This is a genomic window from Microbacterium sp. SORGH_AS_0862 (genome assembly GCF_030818795.1).
Taxonomy (GTDB): Bacteria; Actinomycetota; Actinomycetes; order Actinomycetales; family Microbacteriaceae; genus Microbacterium.
In genome coordinates this window covers 1,998,068-2,020,245 of the sequence record NZ_JAUTAY010000001.1, presented here as the reverse complement: position 1 = coordinate 2,020,245, position 22,178 = coordinate 1,998,068, and the positions used below count along the sequence as shown (strand labels likewise).

The following is a 22,178-nucleotide window of genomic DNA, read 5'->3' as shown; positions in this document are numbered from 1 at the left end:
GGCCGCGCCGACGGGGCGGGTCGTCCCGCGGCCGCTCAGCGGTAGCTCGAGAGCACCCGCTGAGACTCGCGCTCCGCCTTCTCGTTCGCCTTCCCCTCGCGCGAGCCCGCGAGCTTCGCACGGATGTGGTCTCCCACGGTGATGGGCTCGTACAGGTCCGGGTGCTCCGCGTCGACGCAGGAGGGCAGCGTCTCGATGAGCGCATCGACGTCGCCGTCGTGGAAGAAGGCGGCCGATCGGCGACGCTCGATCGTCCCGTCGATCACGGGCGGCTTCACGCGGTGCAGGGTCGACATCCACCGCTCGTTCGTCCAGCGCGCCGTCACGTCGCCCAGGTTGATGAGAAGCGCGTCGTCGGCGGGCGCGACGTCGTTCCACGACCCGTCGGCGCCGAGCACCTGGAGCCCCTTCACCTGGTCGGCCCAGAGGATCGTGACGATGCCGTAGTCGGTGTGCTCGCCCATGCCGACGAGGTCGCCGTCCAGCGTCACGTCGGTCCCGGGCGGCAGCGCGTAGTTGTTCATCCGCATGACATCGAGGGAGTGACCGGTGCGCCTGTCGAAGAAGTCGGGCTCCAGCCCCAGCGCGTCGGCGAAGATCCAGGTCATCGTGCGTGCCACGCGCGCCGCCTCGGCGAAGTACGCCCGCACCTGCATCTCGAAACCGTCGACGTCGGGCCACAGGTTGTCGGCGTACTCCGGCTGCGGAAGATCCGGGGATGCGGGATAGTCGGCCTGCGCGGCACCGACGTTGAACGCCTCGAAGAAGTCGTTCATCCGGTTCGCCGACTCGACGCCGAGCGAGAGGCTGAGGGACTCGGACTTGGGCGGGCTGTAGCCGCGGTTGATCTGCGGGGGCGTGCGATAGGTCTTCTTCTGCTCCAGATCGAGGGCGAAGAAGCGGTCCATCGCGTCGGTCAGGCCTGCGGTGACCGCATCCGGAATGCCGTGTCCGGTGATCTGGATGAAGCCGACCGTGCGGCAGGCGTCGTCGATCGCGCGCGCGACCTCGGCTTTCGCCTCGGGGCTGCCGTCGGTGACGTACGCGGTGATGTCGACGAGGGGGACGTGGAAGGTCATGGCGACTCCTGGGTGGGGATCGCCCTCGGAAGGGCGACCGATGGGTATCGAGGTAGCCACTTCACGGTTTCCCACCGCGGCCTTCGACGGCCGCGGCGCGTGTTTACATGAACGCTGCCGTCAGGTTAGACGGCTCGCGTTTCCCCCGCGTTACATCTCGCACGGCCCGCCCGAACGAGCGCCGGACGGTGCGCTTGTAGATTCGGAGGGTTCGCGATGAAGGGGGATCACCACCATGACGGTCGAGTTGCCGGGGCTGCCGCCTCTGACCTGGACCCACAGCCAGGGTCAGCACCACCGGGAGGGCGACGTGCTGGTGCTCACCTCCGACGCGGAGGTGGACTGGACGAACGACGCGACCGGCGCGCCGGCGTCGCACACGTCGACCAGTCTCTCCTTCGACATCGACGAACCGTTCCAGCTTTCCGCCCGGGTGTCGGTGGATGCCCCGCGCACGACGTTCGACGCCGCCGTGCTCACCCTGTGGGTCGACGAGGCATGCTGGGCGAAACTCTGCTTCGAGTACTCGCCGCAGGGCGAGGAGATGGTCGTCAGCGTCGTGACGGATCGCTACTCCGACGACGCCAAGGGCCCGTGATCCTGGAGGGGTCGGTCTGGCTGCGGGTGTCGAGCCTTGTCGGCGGCGCGTTCGCCTTCCACTACTCGACGGACGGAGTCTTCTGGCGCTTCGTGCGTCAGTTCCGACTCGACACGTCGGCGCGCCCGCAGGTCGGTTTCATGTCGCAGGCGCCCATGGGCCCCGCCGCCACATCACGGTTCTCGCAGATCTCTCTCGTTCGCGAACAGCTCGCGGACGTGCGCGACGGACGCTGACCACCGGGACCGTTCGACGGGAGGCGGCAGGCTCACCCGAGCTCAGGGCAGGGCCGGGCCGAGCACGACGGCCGCATCCGCCGGAACCGTCACGGCCCCCGCCCCGGGAGAGACCGGGACGGTGGCGAGCAGCACATCCTCCGCCATGCCGAGGGGTACGTCCCACGGCTCGGCCGCGAGATTGACGATGATCCGCAGCGGCCCGCGCCCCAGCACGAACCGCCGCGCGGACGGCGCCGCATCCGGTCGCTCGATCGCGGCGGACAGATGCGCCGACGAGGGGTCGGTGAGCTCGGGACGCTCACGCCGAAGCCGCGCGAGGTCTCGGTAGAGCGCCAGGATGCGGGCGTGTTCGCCGGTCTCGGCCTCCTCCCACGCGAGCTTGGCGCTCTGGAACGTCGCCGGATCCTGCGGGTCGGGCACGGCCGCCTCGTCCCAGTCGGTCTTCGCGAACTCCTCCGCACGTCCCTTCCGCACCGCCTCACCGAGCCACTCCTCCGGATGCGAGGTGAAGAACGGCCACGGCGTCGATGCGCCCCACTCCTCGCCCATGAAGAGCATGGGCGTACCGGGCGCGGTCAGCGTCAGCACGGCCGCGACCGCCAGACGATCGGGCGAGAGCGTCGCACTCAGCCGGTCACCCGCGGCGCGGTTGCCGATCTGGTCGTGGTCCTGGGCGAAGGTCACGAGACGCCAGGTCGGCACCTCCGCCGGGATCGGATGTCCGTGGTGGCGCTCGCGGAACGACGAGTACGTGCCGTCGTGGAAGAATCCGCGCGTCCACACCTTCTCGAGCGCGTCGGATGCGGCGAAGTCCGCGTAGTAGCCGCTGACCTCACCGGTGAGCGCGACATGGACGGCGTGGTGCCAGTCGTCGCTCCACTGCGCGGCCAGACCGTAGCCGCCGGCCTCGCGCGGCAGGATCAGCGTCGGGTCGTTCATGTCGCTCTCCGCGATGAGGGTCAGCGGCCGGCCAACGTGCGCCGAGAGCGCGTCGACGGCCTCCGCCATCTCGCGCAGGATGTGGACGGGCCGCTCGTCGTGCAGCGCGTGCACCGCATCCAGTCGCAGCGCGTCGACGTGGTAATCCCGAAGCCACATCAGGGCGTTCTCGACGATGTAGGCGCGGACGGCGGGCTCATCGAGGTTGACGGAGTCGCCCCACGTGTTGCGCGTGCCCTCGCGCAGGTACGGACCGAACTCCGGAAGATAGTTCCCGGACGGACCGAGGTGGTTGTACACGACGTCCTGCACGACGGCGAGGCCCGCGGCGTGGGCCGCGTCCACGAAGCGCGCGTAGCCCGCAGGGCCCCCGTAGGCCTCGTGCACGGTGTACCAGGCGACACCGTCGTAGCCCCAGTTCCAGACCCCGTTGAACCCGTTCACCGGCAGCAGCTCGATGTGACTCACACCGAGCTCGACCAGGTACGGCAGCCGCTCGATCGCCGCGTCCAGCGTCCCCTCCGGCGTGAACGTGCCGAGGTGCAGCTCGTAGATCAGACCGCCCGCCAGCTGTCGGCCGGTCCACGCCGCGTCGGTCCACGCGAACGCGGCGGCGTCGACCCACGCGGATGCCGCGTGCACACCATCCGGCTGACGGCGCGAGCGCGGGTCGGGGCGCAGTTCGCCGTCGTCGAGGACGAATCCGTAGCGCTCACCGTCGGCGAGTTCGACCGGAGCCCGCCACCATCCGTCCGCCGCCGCCGCGGTCAGCTCGCTCTCGCGGCCGAGCCCGACCCCCGACCGCATCCTCACCCGCCGCGCCTTCGGCGCCCAGACCTCGATCATCGTCTCGTCCTCGTCTCGTGGCTCGGTCGTCATCCGCGCGGCGCCGCGAGGGCGACCGGCGCGAGGAGGGCGACGGGGTAGGTCGCCAGCAGCTCGGCGAGCGGGATCCGCTCGGTGTCGAAGACCCGGCCGGTCAGCTCGTCCTGCACGGCGCCGGCGGGATGCAGCAGCGTGGCGTCGCCCCATCCACCGCGGGCCGCGAGACCCACCGGCAGTCGGGTCGCGACCGCGATCGCCCCGCCGCGGTCGAAGGCCACCGCGTGCTCGGCGGCGGCGCCGGTCACGGTCACCGGCGTGTAGCGGGTGAACAGGTGAGGGCGGTCGCGACGCAGGCGCAACGCGCGGGAGACCACCAGGAGCTTGGCGGCGGCGCCCTGGTCGACGGGCGGCACGAGCCCCTCATCCAGCCGCGCGAGCGTCTCGGCGCGCGCAGCGAAGTCGACGTGGCGGCGGTTGTCCGGGTCGACGAGCGACTGCTCCCACAGCTCGGATCCCTGGTACACGTCGGGGATGCCGGGGCCGGCGAGCTGGAGCACCTTGGCCGACAGGCCGTTCGAGTATCCGGCCGCAGCGATCTCGGCGACGAACGACTCGACGAGCGGTTGCGCCGGACCGAAAGCGGCGTCGACGACGGCATGCATCCGCCGTTCGAAGTCCTCGTTCACGTCGAGCCAGCTGGTCGCGTCGCCGGCCTCGCGTGCGGCCTTCTCCGCGTAGGCGTGGAGCCGCTCGGCGCTCGCGGGCCAGGCACCGATGACGGCCTGCCAGAGCAGCGCGTCGAACGGTCCGTGACCGGTCGTCGCGATCTCGCGCAGCGCGTCGAGCGTCTCCGCCCACCGCTCGGGGATCTCCGCGAGGACGTCGAGACGCGCCCGTACGTCCTCGCCGCGTTTCGTGTCGTGCGTCGACAGCGTGGTGAGCGAATGCGGCCACGAGGCCTGTCGTCGGGCGAGGGCGTCGTGGAACCCGGCGACGTCGAGCGAGAACTCGGACGGGTCTCCCCCGACCTCGGTCAGCGAACCGAGGCGTGTGAACCGATAGAACGCGGTGTCTTCGACCCCCTTCGCCATGACCGGCCCGGTCGTCTGCTGGAAGCGCTGCGCAAGCTCGCTCGAGCCGTCGGCGAGCAGCGGCACGAGAGCGGCGATCGCCTCGGCGAGATCCGGGCGGGCGGCGGATGCGGCCTCCGCCGCCTCGTCGAGCCACGCGCGCCCCGCCGGCAGGTAGCTGCGGTAGGTCGGGAACAGGGCGAGGAGTTCGGCCAGGGCGTCTCGCGCCCCCGGGACCGGGCCCGGCAGCAGGCGCACCAGACGTGCGACCTCGGATGCCTGGATCGTGTCGGCGATCCGGCGCTTCGTTCCGTGGATGAGCTCGCCCCACGACGGCGCCGACGGCAGTCCGGTCTCGATGCGCAGCTGCGCATCGAGGGCATCGAGTCCCGCCCGACCCGAGGGGTCGACGAGCACACGCTCGATCTCGCCGAGGGCGTCGTAGCCCGTCGTGCCTGCGGTGTGCCACCACGACGGCAGCTCTTCACCGTGCTCGAGGATCTTCTCGACCCACACGGGCAGACCGTTCGTCACCTCGGCCAGGCGCGCGAGGTACCCGCCCGGGTCCCGCAGTCCGTCGGGGTGGTCGACGCGCAGACCGTCGACGAGCCCCTCGCGCACCCACCGCAGGATCTCGACGTGCGCGTCGTCGAAGACGCGCGGGTCCTCGACGCGGACGGCGGCGAGCGTCGTCACCGCGAAGAAGCGCCGGTAGTTCAGCAGCGCGGCCTCGTCGCGCCAGAAGCGCAGCTCGTAGTGCTGCCTGTCGAGTACCGCGGCGACGTCATCGGGCTCGAGGCCTTCGAGCGAGCCCGGCGCGAGCGGCAGCTCGTTGTCGTAGTAGCGCACGAGCCCGTCGGGCGCGTCCGGAGCGGGCGTCGGGTCGATGGTGATCTCACCGATCGTCTCAGCGAGGGGAGCACCGAGGATGGGCAGGCGCACCCGGCCGTCGTCGAGCGCACGGTCGACGTCGAACGCGTCCGCGCGCACGGACGCCTCGCCGAGGCGCAGGTAGTCCCACCACCACGGGTTCTCGCGCGGGATCGAGACGCCCATGTGGTTGGGAACGATGTCCACGAGCACGCCGAGCCCGGCGTCGTGGGCGGCGGAGACGAACCGGTCGAGCGCCTCACCCCCGCCGCGGGCGGGGTCGACGAGGGAGGGATCGACGACGTCGTAGCCGTGATCGGAGCCGGTCGTCGCCTTCAGCAGCGGCGACAGGTACACCCATCCCACGCCGAGGTCGGCGAGGTAGGGCACGACGGCGGCAGCCGCATCCAGATCGAAGCTCGGACGGATCTGCAGGCGGTAGGTCGAAGCGGGCAGCATGCGTCCTCCGGGTCAGTGCGGGAGCTCGGACTTGGGCGCCGCGCCGGGCACCTCGTCGACAGGGACCGTGAGGTTCTGCGTCAGGGATGCGGCGACCGAGTGATCGGGTTCGACCTCGCTCTCGTGGTGCTCGCGCAGCACGATGAGCGACTTCGTCTCGACCGGGAGCACGTCGCCGGGGCGGACGGGTTCCGAGTCGGCGCGGTTGCCGGCGGTGTCGACGAGCACGTCCCACTCGGGCGAGAAGTCGACGTTCGGAAGCGTGAACTCGACCGGCTCATCGCCGGCGTTGAACAGCACGATGAAGTGGCTGTCGATGATCTGCTCGCCGCGGCGGTCGCGTTCGCGGATGCCGTTGCCGTTGAGGAAGACGCCGACGGCACGGCCGAAGCCGGAGTCCCAGTCCTCGGGACGCATGGGCGTGCCGTCGGGACGCAGCCACACGATGTCGGGGACGGGTGCATCCTCCTCCTGCAGCACCGGACGGCCGTCGAAGAACCGGCTGCGACGGAACGTGGGGTGATCACGGCGGAGACGGGACAGCGCCGCGGTGAACTCGATCAGCGGCAGGTCGACGTTCTCCCAGTCGACCCACGTGATCTCGTTGTCCTGCGCGTAGCCGTTGTTGTTGCCGCCCTGCGTGCGACCCAGCTCATCGCCGTGCAGGAGCATCGGGATGCCCTGGCTCAGCAGCAGCGTCGCGATGAAGTTGCGCTGGGCGCGGGCGCGCAGCGTCAGCACCTCGACGTCGTCGGTCGGCCCCTCGACCCCGAAATTGTACGAGCGATTGTGCGATTCGCCGTCGTTGCCGTCCTCGCCGTTCGCGTCGTTGTGCTTCTCGTTGTACGAGACGAGGTCGCGCAGGGTGAAGCCGTCGTGCGCGGTCACGAAGTTGACGGATGCGACGGGTCGCCGCCCGGAGTTCTCGTAGAGGTCCGCGGATCCGGTGAGGCGCGAGGCGAACTCGCCGAGCGTGGCCGGCTCGCCGCGCCAGAAGTCGCGCACCGTGTCGCGGTACTTGCCGTTCCACTCGGTCCACTGGGGCGGGAAGTTGCCCACCTGGTAGCCACCGGGTCCCACATCCCACGGCTCGGCGATGAGCTTGACCTGGCTGACGATCGGGTCCTGCTGCACGAGCTCGAAGAAGGCGGCGAGACGGTCGACCTCGTAGAACTCGCGTGCGAGGGTGGCGGCCAGGTCGAACCGGAAGCCGTCGACGTGCATCTCGAGCACCCAGTAGCGCAGCGAATCCATGATCAGCTGCAGCGCGTGGGGGTTGCCGACGTTGAGGCTGTTGCCCGTGCCGGTGTAGTCGGTGTAGTACCGCTTGTCGTCGGCTTCGAGGCGGTAGTAGGCCTCGTTGTCGATGCCCTTCATCGACAGGGTCGGCCCGAGGTGGTTGCCCTCGGCCGTGTGGTTGTAGACCACGTCGAGGATGACCTCGATGCCGGCCGCGTGCAGCGCCCGCACCATGCCCTTGAACTCCTGCACCTGCTGCCCGCCCTCGCCCGTCGACGAGTACGTGTTCTGGGGCGCGAGGAACGCGATGGTGTTGTAGCCCCAGTAGTTCGACAGCCCCTTCTGCTGCAGGGTGTCGTCGTCGACGAACTGGTGCACGGGCATGAGCTCGATGGCAGTCACGCCGAGCTTCTTGAGGTGCTCGATGATGACCGGGTGCGCGATCGCGCTGTACGTGCCGCGGATCTCCTCGGGGATCCCGGGGTGGAGCTGGGTGAGGCCCCTCACGTGTGCCTCGTAGATGAAGGTCTCCGAGTAGGGCGTCTTCGGCTGGCGGTCGCCGCCCCAGTCGAAGAAGGGGTTGATGACGACGGCCTTCATCATGTGCGCGGCGGAGTCGTCGTCGTTGCGGGAATCCGGGTCGCCGAAGTCGTACCCGAAGAGCGACTGGTCCCAGTCGATCTGACCGTCGACCGCCTTCGCGTACGGGTCGAGCAGCAGCTTGTTCGGGTTGAACCGCTGGCCCGATGCGGGATCGTACGGACCGTGCACGCGATAGCCGTACCGCTGCCCCGGGCCGACGTTGGGCAGGTAGGCGTGCCAGACGAACGCATCGACCTCGATGATGTCCAGACGCGTCTCGATGCCGTCGTCGTCGAACAGGCAGAGCTCGACGCGTTCTGCCCCTTCGCTGAAGAGCGCGAAGTTCGTACCGTTCCCGTCGTACGTCGCCCCCAAGGGATAAGCCGATCCGGGCCAGGTGTGCACGTCGTCGCCTCCTGAGGCTTCGGATGAGGGGGATTTCACCCTAGTGGACGCGGAGGGCGCGGAATCATCGGTCACCATCGGAGCATGGCTCATCAAGGTGGGCCTGGCGCAGGGCTTGACGCGGCCCACCGCGAGGACTCCGGATCCGACGGCGAGATCAGGCTCCCGCGGGCGGCGTGCGGGCGAGGGCGACGCGCTCGGCGAGGTACGTGCGAAGCGGCATGAATCCGCCGGCCGCGCTCCAGCGAACGAGGGGCCCCTCGGCGCCGAGGCGCAGCGGCGAGGATGATGCGTCCACTGCTCCGGGATCGATCGGCTCCCAGCCGACGTGCACGCTCTGCCCTTCGGCGAATCCGCCCCGGAAGGCGGCCGCGGCGATCGCGGCCCGCTCCCGCTGCGACTCGGCCGCGAATCCGCGCCGCACCTCTTCCCGCGCGCGCACGATCTCGCCCGTCGCGAGCACGGCGTCGTCCGTCAGCAGCAGGACGCCCAGATGCCACGCGGAACCCGCGGGCACGATGCGCGGGGCCGCCGGGATACCGAGGATGCGGCGGCTGCGCCACACGCCCAGCGCCTCGCGCGGCACGTCGCCCAGCTCGCGACGGGCCGCATCCAGGAGTTCGGCCACGGCATCCACGCGCAGAGCCTAATCGCGCCGGAGCCTCACACGCGGATGACGTTCGCCGGGCTGGCGACGTGCCCCTGCTCGCCGTGCACCTCGCGGTGCAGTCGTTCCATGCGCTCGTCCAGCGCAGCGGCGGTCTCGGCCGCCTCGCGCAGGCTCTCGGTGAGCCCCATCGGCACCTGGCGGTCGTACTTGTAGTAGATCTTGTGCTCGAGGCTCGCCCAGAAGTCCATCGCGATGGTGCGGAACTGCACTTCGACGGGAACCCGCACGGGGCCGGTGGAGAGGAAGACGGGCACCTCCACGATCGCGTGCAGGCTCTTGTAGCCGTTCTCCTTGGGCGTGGCGATGTAGTCCTTCACCGTGCGCACCGTGATGTCGTCCTGCTGGGTCAGCAGATCGAAGAGCCGGTACGCATCGGTCGTGAAGCTGCACGTGACGCGCACGCCGGCGATGTCGGTGATGTGCTCACGGATCGAGGCGAAGTCCGACGGGATGCCCTTGCGCGTCACCTTGTCGACGAGACTGTCGGGCGACTTCAAGCGGCTGGTGACGTGCTCGATCGGGTTGTACTCGTGCATGTGGAGGAACTCGTCCCGCAGGATCGAGATCTTCGTCTCGATCTCCTGCATGCCGAAGCGGTACTCGAGCAGGAACCGCTGCAGCTCATCACGCACCTCGCGCAACTGAGCCGGGGACATCATGATCTGTTGCTGCTCGAGCGGCACCTTCATGTCTCCGACCGTACGGGCGCCCGCTCGGTGGGCGCTGTGAGGACCGACCGGATGGGCCGGATCCGGTCGGTCCGGAATCTCAGCCGAGCGTGCCGGCGGCCTGGCGCGCGGCGCCGAGCGCCACGTACTCCCCCGGCTCGGGAACCTCGACCGGCAGCCCGAAGACCTCGGGCGCCACGCGGCGCACCGCCTCGGACTGGGCGGCCCCGCCGATCAGAAGCACGCGCTCGAGCGGCACGCCGAGCCCGCGGAGGGCGTCGAGGCCCGCACCGAGGCCGGACAGCATCCCCTCCACCGCCGCGCGGGCGAGGTTCTCCCGCGTCGTCGAGGCGAGCGTCATGCCCTCCAGGGATGCGGTCGCGTCCGGAAGATTGGGGGTGCGCTCGCCCTCGAAGTAGGGGATGAGTCGCAGTCCGCCGGCGCCGGGCTGCGCGGTCAGTGCGAGCGCGCTGAGCTCGGCGTGGTCGACCCCGAGCAGCCGCGCGATCGCGTCGAGCACGCGCGCGGCGTTGAGGGTCACGACGATGGGGAGGAAGTTGCCGGAGGCGTCGGCGAATCCGGCAACCGTGCCGGTCGCGTCAATCGTGCGCTCGGCGCTGACGGCGAACACGGTGCCCGAGGTGCCGATGGAGACGATCGCATCGCCCGGCACCGCGCCGACGCCGAGGGCGGCGCCCGCGTTGTCGCCGGCGCCGGGACCGACCCGACGACCCGCCGCATCCGTCACCCACTCATCGGGGCCGAGCACGCGCGGCAGGAGCGCGTCGTGGCCGAGAGCGGCGACGAGCAACTCGCGGTCGTAGCCGCCCGTCTCGGGCGACCAGTACCCGGTTCCTGAGGCATCGGAACGGTCGGTCACGAGCTCGTCGAGCACCGGACCGAGCGCGCTCTCGCCCGCGGGACCGTACCCTCGCAGACGCCAGGTGAGCCAGTCGTGCGGCAGCGCGACGGCGGCCACGCGCGCCGCGTTGTCGGGCTCGTTGTCACGGAGCCACCGCAGCTTCGTGATGGTGAAGGAGGCGACCGGAACGAGACCCGTGCGCTCGGCGAGCGCTGGGGCGCCGAACTCGGCGGTCAGCTGGGCTGCCGCGCCACCGGAGCGGGTGTCGTTCCACAGCAGCGCCGGGCGTATCACGCGGCCGTCTGCGTCGAGCGCGACCATCCCGTGCTGCTGCCCGCCGATGGACCACGCGGCGATGTCGTCGAGGCCACCCGCATCCGCGATCGCCGACTGCAGCGCGTCCCACCAGGCGGCGGCGTCGACCTCGGTGCCGTCGGGATGCGGGGCGCGTCCGGTGCGCACGATGGCGCCCGACTCCGCGTCGATCACGACGACCTTGCACGACTGGGTCGACGAGTCGACCCCCAACACCAGCGTCATCGCTGCTCCTTCTTGCTCAGGGACGCCCTTCCGATGGACGTCTGCTTCTTCAGAGGGCGCCTCCCGCATCCACAGCGCACCCATGTCCCACTTGCCGCAGTTTTCGGGGTCGAATTCTGCGGGAAGTGGGACACGGGGCACGGCGGAGCGCCGGATGCGGGCGCGAACCCGCCGGCGGGCCAGCCGCGGGTGCGTCAGCCGCGGGCACCCAGCAGGTGCTCGGTCGCGAGCTGCTGCAGGCGCACGAAGCCGCCACCCTTGCCGCCCATGTAGGCGTCGGTGTCGAAGTCCTCGTAGGCCGAGCGGTCGGCGAGGAACTGCTCGTAGGTCTCGCCCTCATTCAGGGTCGGAACCGACAGCTCGGGGACCTTGGCGGCGGCGAGCGCCTCCTGCACCTCGGGGTCGGCGCGGAAGGCCGCCGCACGCTCCTTCAGGAGCAGGTAGGTGCGCATGTTGGCCGCGGCCGATTCCCACACGCCCTTCTCGTCCTCGGTGCGGCTGGGCTTGTAATCGAAGTGGCGGGGGCCGTCGTACGCCGGGACGCCGCCGGGGCCACCGTTCTCGAGCAGGTCGACGAGTGCGAACGCGTTGTGCAGGTCGCCGTGTCCGAACACGAGGTCCTGGTCGTACTTGATGCCGCGCTGACCGTTGAGGTCGATGTGGAAGAGCTTGCCGTGGTACAGGGCCTGGGCGATGCCGGCGGCGAAGTTGAGCCCCGCCATCTGCTCGTGCCCGACCTCGGGGTTCAGGCCCACGAGCTCGGGGCGCTCGAGCGAGTCGATGAAGGCGATCGCATGGCCGAGCGTCGGCAGCAGGATGTCGCCGCGGGGCTCGTTCGGCTTCGGTTCGATGGCGAACTTGATGTCGTAGCCCTTGTCGGTGACGTAGTCGCCGAGGAGGTTGACGGCCTCGCGGTAACGCTCGAGGGCGGCGCGGACGTCCTTCGCGCTGTCGTACTCGGCGCCCTCACGGCCGCCCCACATGACGAAGGTCTTGGCGCCGAGCTCCGCGCCCAGGTCGAGCTGGCGGAACACCTTGCGCAGCGCGTAGCGGCGCACGTCGCGGTCGTTGGCGGTGAAGCCGCCGTCCTTGAAGACGGGGGCCGAGAAGAGGTTCGTGGTGACCATCGGGATGATCAGGCCGGTGTCGGCGAGAGCGCCCTTGAGGCGATCGATCTGCTTCTGACGCTCGGCGTCCGTGGAGCCGAAGGCGAACAGGTCGTCGTCGTGGAAGGTGAGGCCGTAGGCGCCGAGCTCTGCGAGCTTCTCGACGGCGTGGACGACGTCGAGGGCCGGACGGGTCGGTCCGCCGAACGGGTCGGTGCCGTTGTATCCGATGGTCCAGAGACCGAACGAGAACTTGTCGGCGGGAGTGGGGGCGGGCATGACGCTCCTTCGCGATGCGAGGCGGATATGTTGTTATTCGCAACTTACTACACTGGAGCCATGGACGCCATCGGCATGCGGCAGCGCAACCTCTCCCGCATCCTTCGACTCGTGCACCGCGAGGGCGCCCTCTCGCGCGCCGCCCTCACCGAGGCGACGGGACTGAACCGTTCGACGGTCGCAGCCCTCGTCGCCGAACTCGCGGCGCAGCAGCTCGTCGCCGAGAAGGCGCCGGACCCCGCGAGGCGCGCCGGACGCCCCTCCCCCATCGTCGCCGCGCAGTCCCGCACGGTGGCGATCGCGGTCAACCCCGAGGTCGACGCGGTCAGCCTCGCCGCGGTCGGGCTCGATCTCTCCATCCCCGTCCGCGTGCGCGTGACGATGCGCGAGGCCCCCACGCCCGCCGAGACCGCGGCGCTCGTGGTCGAGCACATCGACCGGTGGCGGCAGGCGGAGCTCGCCGATCACCGCATCGTGGGCGTCGGACTCGCCGTGCCCGGACTCGTCCGCACCGGCGACGGCCTCGTGCGCGACGCCCCGCACCTCGGGTGGCGCGACGTCCCGCTCGCCGATCTCATCCGCCGGGCCACGGGTCTGGAAACCGCCATCGGCAACGACGCCAGTCTGGGCGTGCTGGCCGAGCACCTGTTCGGCGCCGCCCGCGGCGCGGCCGACGTCGTCTACCTCAACGGCGGCGCGAGCGGCATCGGCGGCGGCGTGATCGTCGCCGGCAATCCGCTGGCCGGAACCGGCGGCTACGCGGGCGAGTTCGGGCAGAACCGCCCCGGAATCGAGGATGCGGCGGACCGCCGCGTGCCCGGCGGCGTCCTGGAGGACGAGGTCAACCGCTCGCTCCTGCTGGCCGCCCTCGGACTCGCGGATGCCGATGACGCGCAGCTCACGGATGCGGTCGCCGCCGCATCCGGAGACGCCCGCGCCGAGATCGAACGGCAGCAGCGGATCCTCGCGACAGCACTGGCGAACGCGGTGAACGTCCTCAACCCGAGCGTGGTCGTGCTCGGCGGGTTCCTGGCCGCGCTGTGCGCGAGCGACCTGGGCACACTCGGCGACACGGTGCGCGCCCAGTCGATGCCCGCGTGCGCCGAGACCCTCGAGCTTCGCCTCGCCTCGCTCGCCGAGGACCGTCTGCTGATCGGGGCCGGCGAACTCGCCTTCGCCGACCTCCTCGCCGATCCCTCGGAGTTCAGCCCGCGCTGAGCGTGAAGCGCGTGATGCGCGCCTCACCCGATCCGACCGACACCGGACCCACCCAGGCGCCGATGAACCCCCGCGGCGGCCGGGGCGCCAGGACATCGAGCTCGCAGAAGGCCACCTCCTCCTCGCCCACGAAGAGCCGCGCCGTGAGGTTCCGGATGCGGAGCGTGAGCTCGAATTCGTCACCGAGGGCGTCGCGTCCGAGCGGCAAGCGTCCGACCTCGGCTCCGGCGAGCACCGCGATCGCCTCACCCGCACCGGTCACCGACAACTCCAGCTGCTGAGCATCGGAGACCCGCAGCAGCACCCCCGCGCGGAACCCGTCGCCTGCCGGAGTGATCCGCAGACGCAGCGACGCCTCGCTGATCTCGTCGGGCAGTCGCCGGCCCAGGAACGAGACACCCGCCGTCTCCGACGGCTCGGCTCCCCCGGGCAGCAGCAGACCCTCGGCACCCCAGGTCGCGATCTCCTCCGGCAGGCGACCGGCGCCGTTCCACTCGAGATCGAGGCGCTCGGCCGTGAAGTGCTCCACGACGCGCGTCGGCCGCGGCCGCTGATCGGGGACGCCCTCCGCCGTCACCGTCTGCTCGACCCGCCCGACGCCCGGCGCGAAGAGCGGACGGCCGTCGACCCACCCGACCGGCACGAGCGACGTCCGCCGGCCGAGGATCCCCCGTCGCCCGTCGACGGGGTGCAGCGCCAGCACCGTCGCCCAGCTGCGCCCTTCGACGTCGTCCACCAGGTCGGCGTGCCCCACGGCGACGATCGGCGCCACGGGTCCGAGATCGCGATGCGAAAGGCGGGGATTTCCCGCATCCCCCGTGTACGGCCCCTCGATGCGATCGGCGTACGCGACGCAGACCGCGTGTTCGAGGTCGGTGCCGCCCTCGGCGACCAGCAGCATCCATCCGCCATCGGGATGCGGCAGCAGGTGCGGCCCCTCGGCCCACACCGCCCCGACGGCGGCTCCCGTCCAGATCACCACCGGCTCGCTGCGCAGCGCACCCGTGGCGAGGTCGAGCTCGGCCACCCACACCTCGGTGCGGCCGGGCCAGTAGCCCTCGACCGCCTCCCGCGTGCCGCAGAGCCAGACGCGATCACCGTCGACCGTGATCGACGGGTCGAATCCGCCGACGCCGTCGATCCATACCGGGTCGGACCACGGGCCCTCCGGAGCGCCGGCCGTGACCAGGAAGTGGCCGGTCCGTCCCGCCCAGTCACCGTCCTCGGGTCCGACGACCGTGCACACCACCACGAGCCTGCCGTTCACCTCGCGCACCGTCGGCGCGTACGTGCCGGAGGACGAGGTGAGCCCGGACAGATCGATCTGCCCCGGCCGATGCAGCGCGTGGCCCACGAGCGTCCAGTTCACGAGGTCGTCAGAGACATGCACGGGAAGGCCCGGCAGGTACTCGAAGCTCGAGGTCACCAGCACGTAGCGATCGCCGAAGCGGCAGATGCTGGGATCCGGGTGACAGCCCGGCAGGACGGGATTGCGGTAACGACCCATGGATGCTCCTTCGCGTGATGGTCGGGTGCCGCCCGCGGGGGCGGTGGTCTCAGTGCCCCGCGCGCGGCGGGGCGGTGGTGGCACGAGGGACGAGCCGCGTGGCGAGGCGGACGTGCGTCGCATCCAGTTCCTCGCCGTTCATGAGGGCGAGGACCATGGTCGCGGCCGCGGCACCGAGGCGCTGCATCGGCTGGCGTACGGTCGACAGGGGCAGGGCCGCGCGCGCCGCCTCGGGGACGTCGTCGAACCCGATGACCGACAGATCCTCCGGCACCGAGAGTCCCAGCTCGTGCGCGACGTCGATGATCGAGAGTGCGGAGAGATCGTTGGCGGCGAAGATCGCCGTGGGCCGGTGGGGCGACGAGAGCATCTGCACGGCGGCCTCGCGAGCGATGTCGCCGTGATAGCGGCCGACGCCGACGAGGTTCGGATCGAACGGGATACCGACCTCGGACAGCGCCACCCGGTAGCCCGCGTCTCGCGCGGCGGAGGAGCGCAGATCCGGACGTCCGGCGATGAAGCCGATGCGACGGTGCCCGAGCTCGACGAGATGGCGAACCGCCTGCTGCGCGCCGGTGAAGCTGTCGGATTCGACGGTCGGGAGGTCGGCACGCCCGGTGTGCGGATCGACCGCGACGATCGGCACGTCGGAGGTGACGTTCACGATCGTGGGCGTCACCATGATCGCCCCGTCGATGAGCGTCCCGCTGAGCCGGCTCAACGACCGCCGCTCCCAGCCCGTCCCCTCCTGATGCGACCCGCTGTAGGCGAGCACATCGTGGCCGGAATCGGCCAGCGCGCTGCCGACGCCCTTGAGCACCTCCGCGGAGAAGGGCTCGAAATCGGCGACGAGGACGCCGATCACCCCCGTGCGCCGCGAGCGCATGCTCGAGGCGACGAGGCTCGACTCGTATCCCAGCTCGTCGACCGCCGACAGCACGCGCGCCACCGTCTCCTCCGCCACGCCGTACCGGCCGTTGACGGCTTTCGAGACGGTCGCGACGGACACACCGGCGGCGGCGGCGACGTCGTGGATCGTGACCCTTCGGACCATGACGCCTCAGCGTAGACCACCGGAAAAGGTTTTCGAAAACGTTTGACACCCTTTCGGGCGCTTGCCACACTGACACCGCTCGGAACCCTTCGAGCCCCCGCACGACGCCACGTCGAGGCAGCGACGCCACGGATGCTCGTGCCCACAGCAGCACCTCGAGGTGCGACTCGATGAAGAGAAAAGGTGGATCACATGAGAACCAAGAAGTTGCTGGTCGGTGCTGCTGCACTGGCCATGAGCGCGCTCGCGCTCGCCGGCTGCAGCGGCGGCGGAGACGGCGGCGACAGCGGCGGCGATGTCACGCTGACCTTCTGGCACAACTCGACCACGGGTGACGGCAAGCAGTACTGGGTCGACACGGCCGCCGCCTTCGAGAAGGCCAACCCCGGCGTCAAGATCGAGATCCAGTCGATCCAGAACGAGGAGATGGACGGCAAGCTCCAGACCGCCCTCAACTCCGGCGACGCGCCTGACATCTTCATGGCCCGCGGCGGCGGCAAGCTCGCCGACGTCGTGAAGGCAGGACAGGCCATGGACCTCACCGACGGCCTCTCGCAGGCGACGAAGGACGCGATGGGCGGCTCGCTGTCCGCCTTCGCGATCGACGGCAAGAACTACGGCGTTCCGACCGCCGTCCTGCCCTCCGGCATCTACTACGCGTCCGACCTCTTCACCCAGGCCGGTGTCACCGAGACCCCCACGACGATCGACGAGCTCGAAGCGGCCAACGCGAAGCTGCGCGCGGCCGGGATCGACCCGATCGCCGTCGGCGCGAAGGACGCATGGCCCGCCGCGCACTGGTACTACAACTTCGCCCTGCGCGCCTGCTCGAAGGATGCCCTCGACAAGGCGGCCTCCGATCGCTCCTTCGATGACCCGTGCTGGCTGGAGGCGGGCGAGAACCTCGAGGCCTTCATCAAGACCAACCCCTTCAACGACGGCTTCCTCACCACGACGGCACAGCAGGGCGCCGGCTCGTCGGCCGGTCTGCTGGCCAACCACCAGGCCGCGATGGAACTCATGGGCGCCTGGGACCCGGGCGTGATCGCCTCCCTGACCCCGAACGAGGAGCCCCTCGCGGACCTCAAGTGGTTCCCCTTCCCCGAGGTCTCGGGCGGCAAGGGCGAGGCCGGCGCGATGATGGGCGGCGTCGACGGCTTCAGCTGCTGGGTCAACGCCCCCAAGCAGTGCGTCGACTTCCTCAACTTCATCGCCGAGAAGGAGAACCAGGAGGGCTACGCGAAGGCGTTCCAGACCCTTCCGGCATCCACCGAGGCGCAGAGCGTCGTGACCGACCCCGCTCTGGTCGACATCCTCAAGAGCTACAACAACGCCCCCTACGTGGTCGTGTGGCTCGACACCCTGTACGGCCAGAACGTGGGCAACGCGCTCAACGTCGCCGTCGTCGACCTGTTCGCGGGCAAGGGCACGCCGCAGGGCATCGTCGACGCCGTCAACGCCGCGGCCGCGAAGTCCTGAGAGGTCGATGACGATGGCTTCCGTTCGCGAACACGCGAGTACCGTCGCTGACGCGGCGGACAGCCTTCCGCCGGTGGGCGGTGCCGCATCCGCGGCATCGCCCACCCGGCCCCGCCGGCGCGGGGGCAGGTGGCGCCTGCGCGCCGAGCTGCTCCTGCTCCTCGGCCCCGCCCTGATCGTCTTCGTCTCGTTCGTGATCCTCCCGGTCGCGATGGCGGCGTTCTACGGCTTCTTCAGCTGGTCGGGCTATGGCGCCCCCACCGACTTCGTCGGCATCCGCAACTACGTCACGATCCTCACCGACCCGGCCTTCCACGAGGCCTTGGGCCACAACGGCTTCATCGTCGTCATGTCGCTCGTGATGCAGGGCCCGCTCGCTCTGGGGCTCGCACTGCTGCTGAACCGCAAGATGCGGTTCCAGTCCCTCATCCGCGTGCTCATCTTCGTGCCGTACGTCATCTCCGAGGTCGTCGTCGGCCTCGGCTGGGGCCTGCTGCTGCAGTCGAACGGCGCGCTGAACGGGCTGCTCGAGAAGATCGGCCTCGGGTGGCTCGCGAACGACTGGATCTCGAATCCCTCGCTCGCGATCTGGACCCTCATGGTCATCATCACGTGGAAGTACGTCGGCTTCGCCGTCATCCTCTTCCTCGCCGGCCTCCAGGGCATCCCGGAGGAGCTGTCGGAGGCGGCCGCGATCGACGGCGCGTCGTACTGGCAGATCCAACGCCACATCGTGCTGCCGCTCATGGGGCCGACGATCCGCATCTGGGCCTTCCTCTCGGTGATCGGATCGCTCCAGCTGTTCGATCTCGTGTGGATCGTGTGGGGTCAGTACGTCGCCTCGACGGCGGGCACCTCCACCATGGCCACCTACATGGTCGCCAACGGGCGCAACGCCGGCAGCTACGGCTACGGCAGCGCGGTCGCGGTCGTCATGTTCCTCATCTCGCTGGCGGTCGCACTGCTCTACCAGCGCTTCGTCCTGCGCCGCGACACCGCCGGCGCCATCACGGGAGGTGCCCGATGACCGCCACCGCTGCCGTCGTCACGCCGGGCCGTCGCACCCCGCCCCGCCGACACTCGAGCGGCCTTCCCAGCCAGCGGAAGTCGTCCAACCTCGCCGTCTACTTCATCGCCCTGGTGCTCGTCGCCCTGATGCTGGCGCCCGTCGCGTACATCATCTTCGGCGGCTTCCGCACGAACTCCGAGATCACCCTCGACCCGTCCGGTCTTCCGACGACGTGGAACTGGGAGAACTACGTCAACGTGCTGGCCAGCGGCGTCTTCTGGCGCCAGGTGGGCAACTCGCTCATCGCCGCGGTCGCCACGACACTGTTCGTGGTGGTCCTGGGGCTCATGGCTGCCTTCGCGCTCGCACGGTACAACTTCCGCGGACGCGGTGCGTTCTACGCGCTGTTCACCGCAGGGCTGATGTTCCCGATGACGGTCGCGATCACGCCCCTGTACATCCTGGTGCGCGACCTCGGACTCATGAACTCGCTCGCGGGCGTCATCGTGCCGCAGATCGCCTTCGGCCTGCCGATGACGATCATCATCCTCGTGCCCTTCCTCGCCGCGATCCCCCATGAGCTCCAGGAGGCCGCATCCATCGACGGATGCTCGCGCCTCGGCTTCTTCTGGCGCATGGTCGTCCCCCTCGCGGTGCCCGGCATCATCACCGTCGGCATCCTCGTCTTCGTCCAGAGTTGGAACTCCTACATGCTCCCGCTGTTCATCCTCAACAACGAGGCGTCCTTCACGCTGCCGCTGGGCACGCAGGCGTTCGCGTCGCAGTATTCGGTCGACACGGCCAAGGTGCTCGCCTTCACCTCGCTGTCGATGATCCCCGCCCTCGTGTTCTTCAGCCTCTTCGAGCGTCGTATCGTCGGCGGTCTGACCGGGGCGGTGAAGGGCTGATGTCGCTCGAACAGGATGCGGCCGTGTCCGCCGCCGCCCCCAGCTCGCGCGTCGTCGATCTGCTCGGACGCATGACTCTCGACGAGAAGCTCGCGCAGCTCGTCGGATTCTGGATCGACCAGGGCGACGAGGTCGTGGCGCCGATGGCGGGCGAGATGGCCGGCTCCACCCGGTACGCGGATGCGTCGGTGCACGGCATCGGCCACCTCACCCGCGTCTACGGCACACGTCCGGTCGACCCGGTCGAGCGCGCCGAATGGTTGTGGTCCGAGCAGCGCCGGCTGCGGGAGCAGACGCGTCTGGGCATCCCCGCGATCGTGCACGAGGAATGCCTCACGGGCCTGGCCGCGTGGAAGGCGGCGACGTTCCCCACCCCGCTCGCGTGGGGCGCGGCGTTCGATCCGCAGCTCGTGGCCAAGGTCGGCGAGGCGATCGGCGAGTCGATGCGCGAACTCGGTATCCACCAGGGCCTCGCGCCGGTGCTCGACGTCATCCGCGACCCGCGCTGGGGCCGCGTCGACGAGTGCATCGGCGAGGATCCTTACCTCGTCGGCACCGTCGGCACCGCGTACGTGCGCGGGCTGCAGGATGCGGGCGTGCACGCGACCCTCAAGCACTTCGCGGCCTACTCCGCCTCACAGGCGGGCCGTAACCACGCCCCCGTGCACGCCGGGCGCCGCGAGCTGCAAGACATCTTCCTGCCGCCGTTCGAGATGGCCGTGCGCGACGGCGGCGCCCGCAGCGTCATGAACTCGTACGCCGACATCGACGGCGTCCCGGTGGCCGCATCCGGCGAACTGCTGACGGGGCTGCTGCGCGAGGAGTGGGGCTTCGACGGCGTCGTGGTCTCGGACTACTTCTCCGTGGCGTTCCTGGAGACGATGCACAAGATCGCCGCGGACCGCGGCGAGGCGGCGGCGCTCGCACTCGCGGCGGGCATCGACGTGGAGCTGCCCACCGGGGACGCATACACGGCACCTCTCGCCCAGCGCGTCCGCGACGGCCTGGTCCCGATCGAGGACGTCGATCGGGCGGTGCTGCGCGTTCTCACCCAGAAGGAGGAGCTCGGCCTGCTCGATGCCACCTTCGAGGAGCCGGCACCCGCATCCGTCGACCTCGATACCCCTCGCCACCGTGCGCTCGCACGCCGCCTGGCCGACGAGTCGATCGTGCTGCTCTCCAACGACGGCGTCCTGCCGCTCGCCGAGCCGTCGCGCATCGCCCTGATCGGACCGAACGCGGATGCGGCCTCGGCGCTGATGGGCTGCTACTCCTTCGCCAACCACGTGCTGGCGCACCATCCTGGTGTTCCGATGGGGTTCGAGATCCCCTCGCTGCGCGAGGCGCTGGTCGCGCGCTACCCCGGGGCGTCCTTCGATGTCGCAGAGGGCTGCCCCGTCGAAGGCGAGGACCGCACCGGCTTCACCGAGGCGATCGACGCCGCGCGCGACGCAGAGGTGGCGATCGTCGCGGTGGGCGACCGCGCCGGGCTCTTCGGCCGGGGAACGGTCGGCGAGGGCAACGACGTGGAGTCGCTCGAGCTGCCCGGCGTGCAGCGGGAGCTGGTCGAGCGCATCGTCGCCACCGGAACGCCCGTGGTCCTCGTGGTGCTGTCGGGCCGCCCGTACGCGATCGATTGGGCCCTCGAGGGCGAGACGGCGCCGGCTGCCGTGCTGCAGTCATTCTTCCCCGGCGAGGAGGGCGCCACTGCCTTGGCGTCCCTTCTCGCCGGGGATTCGGGGCCGTCGGGTCGGCTGCCCGTCTCGCTGCCGCGATCGGCGGGCGCGCAGCCGTACAGCTACCTGCATCCGCTGCTGGGCGCGGCGAACGAGATCACGAGCGCGGACAGCACCCCGGTGCGCCCGTTCGGTTTCGGGCTGTCCTACACGCGCTTCGCACACCGCGACCTCGAGGTGGATCCGGACGCGAGCACGTCGGACGGGTTCACGGCGCGCGTCGTGGTCGAGAACGTCGGCGACCGCTCCGGCGTCGACGTGGTGCAGCTGTACACGCATGACCCCGTCGCCTCGGTGACGCGCCCGGTCGCACAGCTCGTCGGCTACGCCCGCGTCACGCTGGCCGCCGGCGAGCGCGCCACGGTCGAGTTCGTCGTCCCCGCCGCGAGGCTCGCCTTCTCCGACCGCGGCTATCGCCGGGTGGTGGAGCCCGGCGCCCTCGAGGTCTGGGTCGGACCGTCCTGCGACGAGCGCGAGACGGCCGCCGACACCACTCTTGCGGGCGGGGTGCACGAGATCACGGCGCGCGACGAGCGGCTCACGGTGGTGAGCATCACGTCGTAGGCGCCGAGCGAGACGGGCCGGCGCGCGCTGGGGGGACAGATCGCGCGCCGGCCTCTTCGCGCCTTCCGGCTTCGCGACCCGGGTCGTTGAGCGAGCGCAGCCCCGCCCCGGTCGTCGAGCGAGCGCAGCGATCCGGAACGTCGCACCCGCATCCGCACCCGCATCCGCATCCGCCACACATCTGCGCAACGGCCACAGACAATCACCGTCGCATCCGCGCAGAAGTGGCGCATCTGCGCACATGCGACGCAACTCGGGCCGAGGAAGAGGGGA

17 protein-coding genes are annotated in these 22,178 nt (G+C 70.3%); 7 read left to right on the top strand and 10 right to left on the bottom strand.

Translation table 11 applies throughout. The features are described from left to right. Positions 1–35 precede the first annotated feature (35 nt). Complete coding sequence (locus QE377_RS09780) at positions 36–1,079, bottom strand: isopenicillin N synthase family oxygenase (RefSeq protein ID WP_307322435.1); 1,044 nt, start codon at positions 1,077–1,079, stop codon at positions 36–38. Between the two features lie 235 nt (positions 1,080–1,314). On the opposite strand from QE377_RS09780, the gene QE377_RS09775 reads away from it, so the two are divergent. Further along, entirely contained in the window at positions 1,315–1,677 is a 363-nt protein-coding gene (locus QE377_RS09775; protein ID WP_307322432.1) for a DUF1349 domain-containing protein, read from the top strand. Beyond that, entirely contained in the window at positions 1,674–1,913 is a 240-nt protein-coding gene (locus QE377_RS09770) for a DUF1349 domain-containing protein (RefSeq protein ID WP_307322429.1), read from the top strand. Before QE377_RS09775 ends, QE377_RS09770 begins: the two co-directional genes overlap by 4 nt. Positions 1,914–1,955: 42 nt before the next feature. Here the strand turns inward: QE377_RS09770 and treZ are convergent, their stop codons facing one another. From treZ to xylA, 7 genes are all read right to left on the bottom strand, one after another. Then, positions 1,956–3,701: a malto-oligosyltrehalose trehalohydrolase gene (gene treZ / locus QE377_RS09765; protein ID WP_307325934.1), complete on the bottom strand. Its 1,746-nt coding sequence runs from the start codon at positions 3,699–3,701 to the stop codon at positions 1,956–1,958. A gap of 29 nt (positions 3,702–3,730) precedes the next feature. Further along, entirely contained in the window at positions 3,731–6,079 is a 2,349-nt protein-coding gene (treY, locus tag QE377_RS09760; protein ID WP_307322426.1) for a malto-oligosyltrehalose synthase, read from the bottom strand. 12 nt (positions 6,080–6,091) lie between these two features. Beyond that, positions 6,092–8,305, bottom strand: a complete 2,214-nt coding sequence (gene glgX / locus QE377_RS09755) for a glycogen debranching protein GlgX (RefSeq protein ID WP_307322422.1) — start codon at positions 8,303–8,305, stop codon at positions 6,092–6,094. A 157-nt stretch (positions 8,306–8,462) separates the two neighbouring features. After that, positions 8,463–8,942 (bottom strand): glutaminase, encoded by a 480-nt coding sequence (locus QE377_RS09750; RefSeq protein WP_307322419.1) that lies wholly within the window; start codon positions 8,940–8,942, stop codon positions 8,463–8,465. Positions 8,943–8,968: 26 nt separating this feature from the next. Further along, the gene (locus tag QE377_RS09745; protein WP_307322416.1) at positions 8,969–9,664 is read right to left on the bottom strand and encodes a GTP pyrophosphokinase family protein; all 696 of its coding nucleotides are present in this window, start codon (positions 9,662–9,664) and stop codon (positions 8,969–8,971) included. A 79-nt stretch (positions 9,665–9,743) separates the two neighbouring features. Further along, positions 9,744–11,045, bottom strand: coding sequence for a xylulokinase (gene xylB, locus QE377_RS09740; RefSeq protein WP_307322413.1), 1,302 nt, complete (start codon positions 11,043–11,045; stop codon positions 9,744–9,746). A 194-nt stretch (positions 11,046–11,239) separates the two neighbouring features. Further along, positions 11,240–12,430, bottom strand: coding sequence for a xylose isomerase (xylA, locus tag QE377_RS09735; protein WP_307322411.1), 1,191 nt, complete (start codon positions 12,428–12,430; stop codon positions 11,240–11,242). Between the two features lie 60 nt (positions 12,431–12,490). On the opposite strand from xylA, the gene QE377_RS09730 reads away from it, so the two are divergent. Further along, positions 12,491–13,648 (top strand): ROK family protein, encoded by a 1,158-nt coding sequence (locus QE377_RS09730; protein WP_307322408.1) that lies wholly within the window; start codon positions 12,491–12,493, stop codon positions 13,646–13,648. Here the strand turns inward: QE377_RS09730 and QE377_RS09725 are convergent. Next, positions 13,635–15,155 (bottom strand): glycoside hydrolase family 43 protein, encoded by a 1,521-nt coding sequence (locus QE377_RS09725; RefSeq protein WP_307322405.1) that lies wholly within the window; start codon positions 15,153–15,155, stop codon positions 13,635–13,637. The two genes, QE377_RS09730 and QE377_RS09725, sit on opposite strands and share 14 nt — an antisense overlap. A 49-nt stretch (positions 15,156–15,204) precedes the next feature. After that, positions 15,205–16,209, bottom strand: coding sequence for a LacI family DNA-binding transcriptional regulator (locus QE377_RS09720; protein WP_307322403.1), 1,005 nt, complete (start codon positions 16,207–16,209; stop codon positions 15,205–15,207). A 192-nt stretch (positions 16,210–16,401) separates the two neighbouring features. On the opposite strand from QE377_RS09720, the gene QE377_RS09715 reads away from it, so the two are divergent. The 4 genes from QE377_RS09715 to QE377_RS09700 are packed head-to-tail and all read left to right on the top strand — an operon-like array spanning position 16,402 to position 21,905. Further along, positions 16,402–17,688, top strand: a complete 1,287-nt coding sequence (locus QE377_RS09715) for an extracellular solute-binding protein (protein WP_307322401.1) — start codon at positions 16,402–16,404, stop codon at positions 17,686–17,688. Between the two features lie 13 nt (positions 17,689–17,701). After that, on the top strand, positions 17,702–18,715 hold the full coding sequence (locus QE377_RS09710; protein WP_307322398.1) for a carbohydrate ABC transporter permease: 1,014 nt from the start codon (positions 17,702–17,704) through the stop codon (positions 18,713–18,715). Beyond that, positions 18,712–19,605, top strand: coding sequence for a carbohydrate ABC transporter permease (locus QE377_RS09705; RefSeq protein ID WP_307322396.1), 894 nt, complete (start codon positions 18,712–18,714; stop codon positions 19,603–19,605). Before QE377_RS09710 ends, QE377_RS09705 begins: the two co-directional genes overlap by 4 nt. Further along, a complete protein-coding gene (locus QE377_RS09700) occupies positions 19,605–21,905 on the top strand; it encodes a glycoside hydrolase family 3 N-terminal domain-containing protein (protein ID WP_307322394.1) in 2,301 nt (766 codons plus the stop codon). The genes QE377_RS09705 and QE377_RS09700 overlap by 1 nt, the downstream gene beginning before the upstream one ends. Positions 21,906–22,178 lie beyond the last annotated feature (273 nt).

Bases quoted from the DNA above. Each gene is read 5' to 3' on its own strand.
- QE377_RS09780 (WP_307322435.1), bottom strand. From the start codon at position 1,079: ATGACCTTCCACGTCCCCCTCGTCGACATCACCGCGTACGTCACCGAC.
- QE377_RS09775 (WP_307322432.1), top strand. From the start codon at position 1,315: ATGACGGTCGAGTTGCCGGGGCTGCCGCCTCTGACCTGGACCCACAGC.
- treZ (WP_307325934.1), bottom strand. From the start codon at position 3,701: ATGATCGAGGTCTGGGCGCCGAAGGCGCGGCGGGTGAGGATGCGGTCG.
- treY (WP_307322426.1), bottom strand. From the start codon at position 6,079: ATGCTGCCCGCTTCGACCTACCGCCTGCAGATCCGTCCGAGCTTCGAT.
- QE377_RS09745 (WP_307322416.1), bottom strand. From the start codon at position 9,664: ATGAAGGTGCCGCTCGAGCAGCAACAGATCATGATGTCCCCGGCTCAG.
- xylB (WP_307322413.1), bottom strand. From the start codon at position 11,045: ATGACGCTGGTGTTGGGGGTCGACTCGTCGACCCAGTCGTGCAAGGTC.
- xylA (WP_307322411.1), bottom strand. From the start codon at position 12,430: ATGCCCGCCCCCACTCCCGCCGACAAGTTCTCGTTCGGTCTCTGGACC.
- QE377_RS09730 (WP_307322408.1), top strand. From the start codon at position 12,491: ATGGACGCCATCGGCATGCGGCAGCGCAACCTCTCCCGCATCCTTCGA.
- QE377_RS09725 (WP_307322405.1), bottom strand. From the start codon at position 15,155: ATGGGTCGTTACCGCAATCCCGTCCTGCCGGGCTGTCACCCGGATCCC.
- QE377_RS09720 (WP_307322403.1), bottom strand. From the start codon at position 16,209: ATGGTCCGAAGGGTCACGATCCACGACGTCGCCGCCGCCGCCGGTGTG.
- QE377_RS09715 (WP_307322401.1), top strand. From the start codon at position 16,402: ATGAGAACCAAGAAGTTGCTGGTCGGTGCTGCTGCACTGGCCATGAGC.
- QE377_RS09710 (WP_307322398.1), top strand. From the start codon at position 17,702: ATGGCTTCCGTTCGCGAACACGCGAGTACCGTCGCTGACGCGGCGGAC.
- QE377_RS09705 (WP_307322396.1), top strand. From the start codon at position 18,712: ATGACCGCCACCGCTGCCGTCGTCACGCCGGGCCGTCGCACCCCGCCC.
- QE377_RS09700 (WP_307322394.1), top strand. From the start codon at position 19,605: ATGTCGCTCGAACAGGATGCGGCCGTGTCCGCCGCCGCCCCCAGCTCG.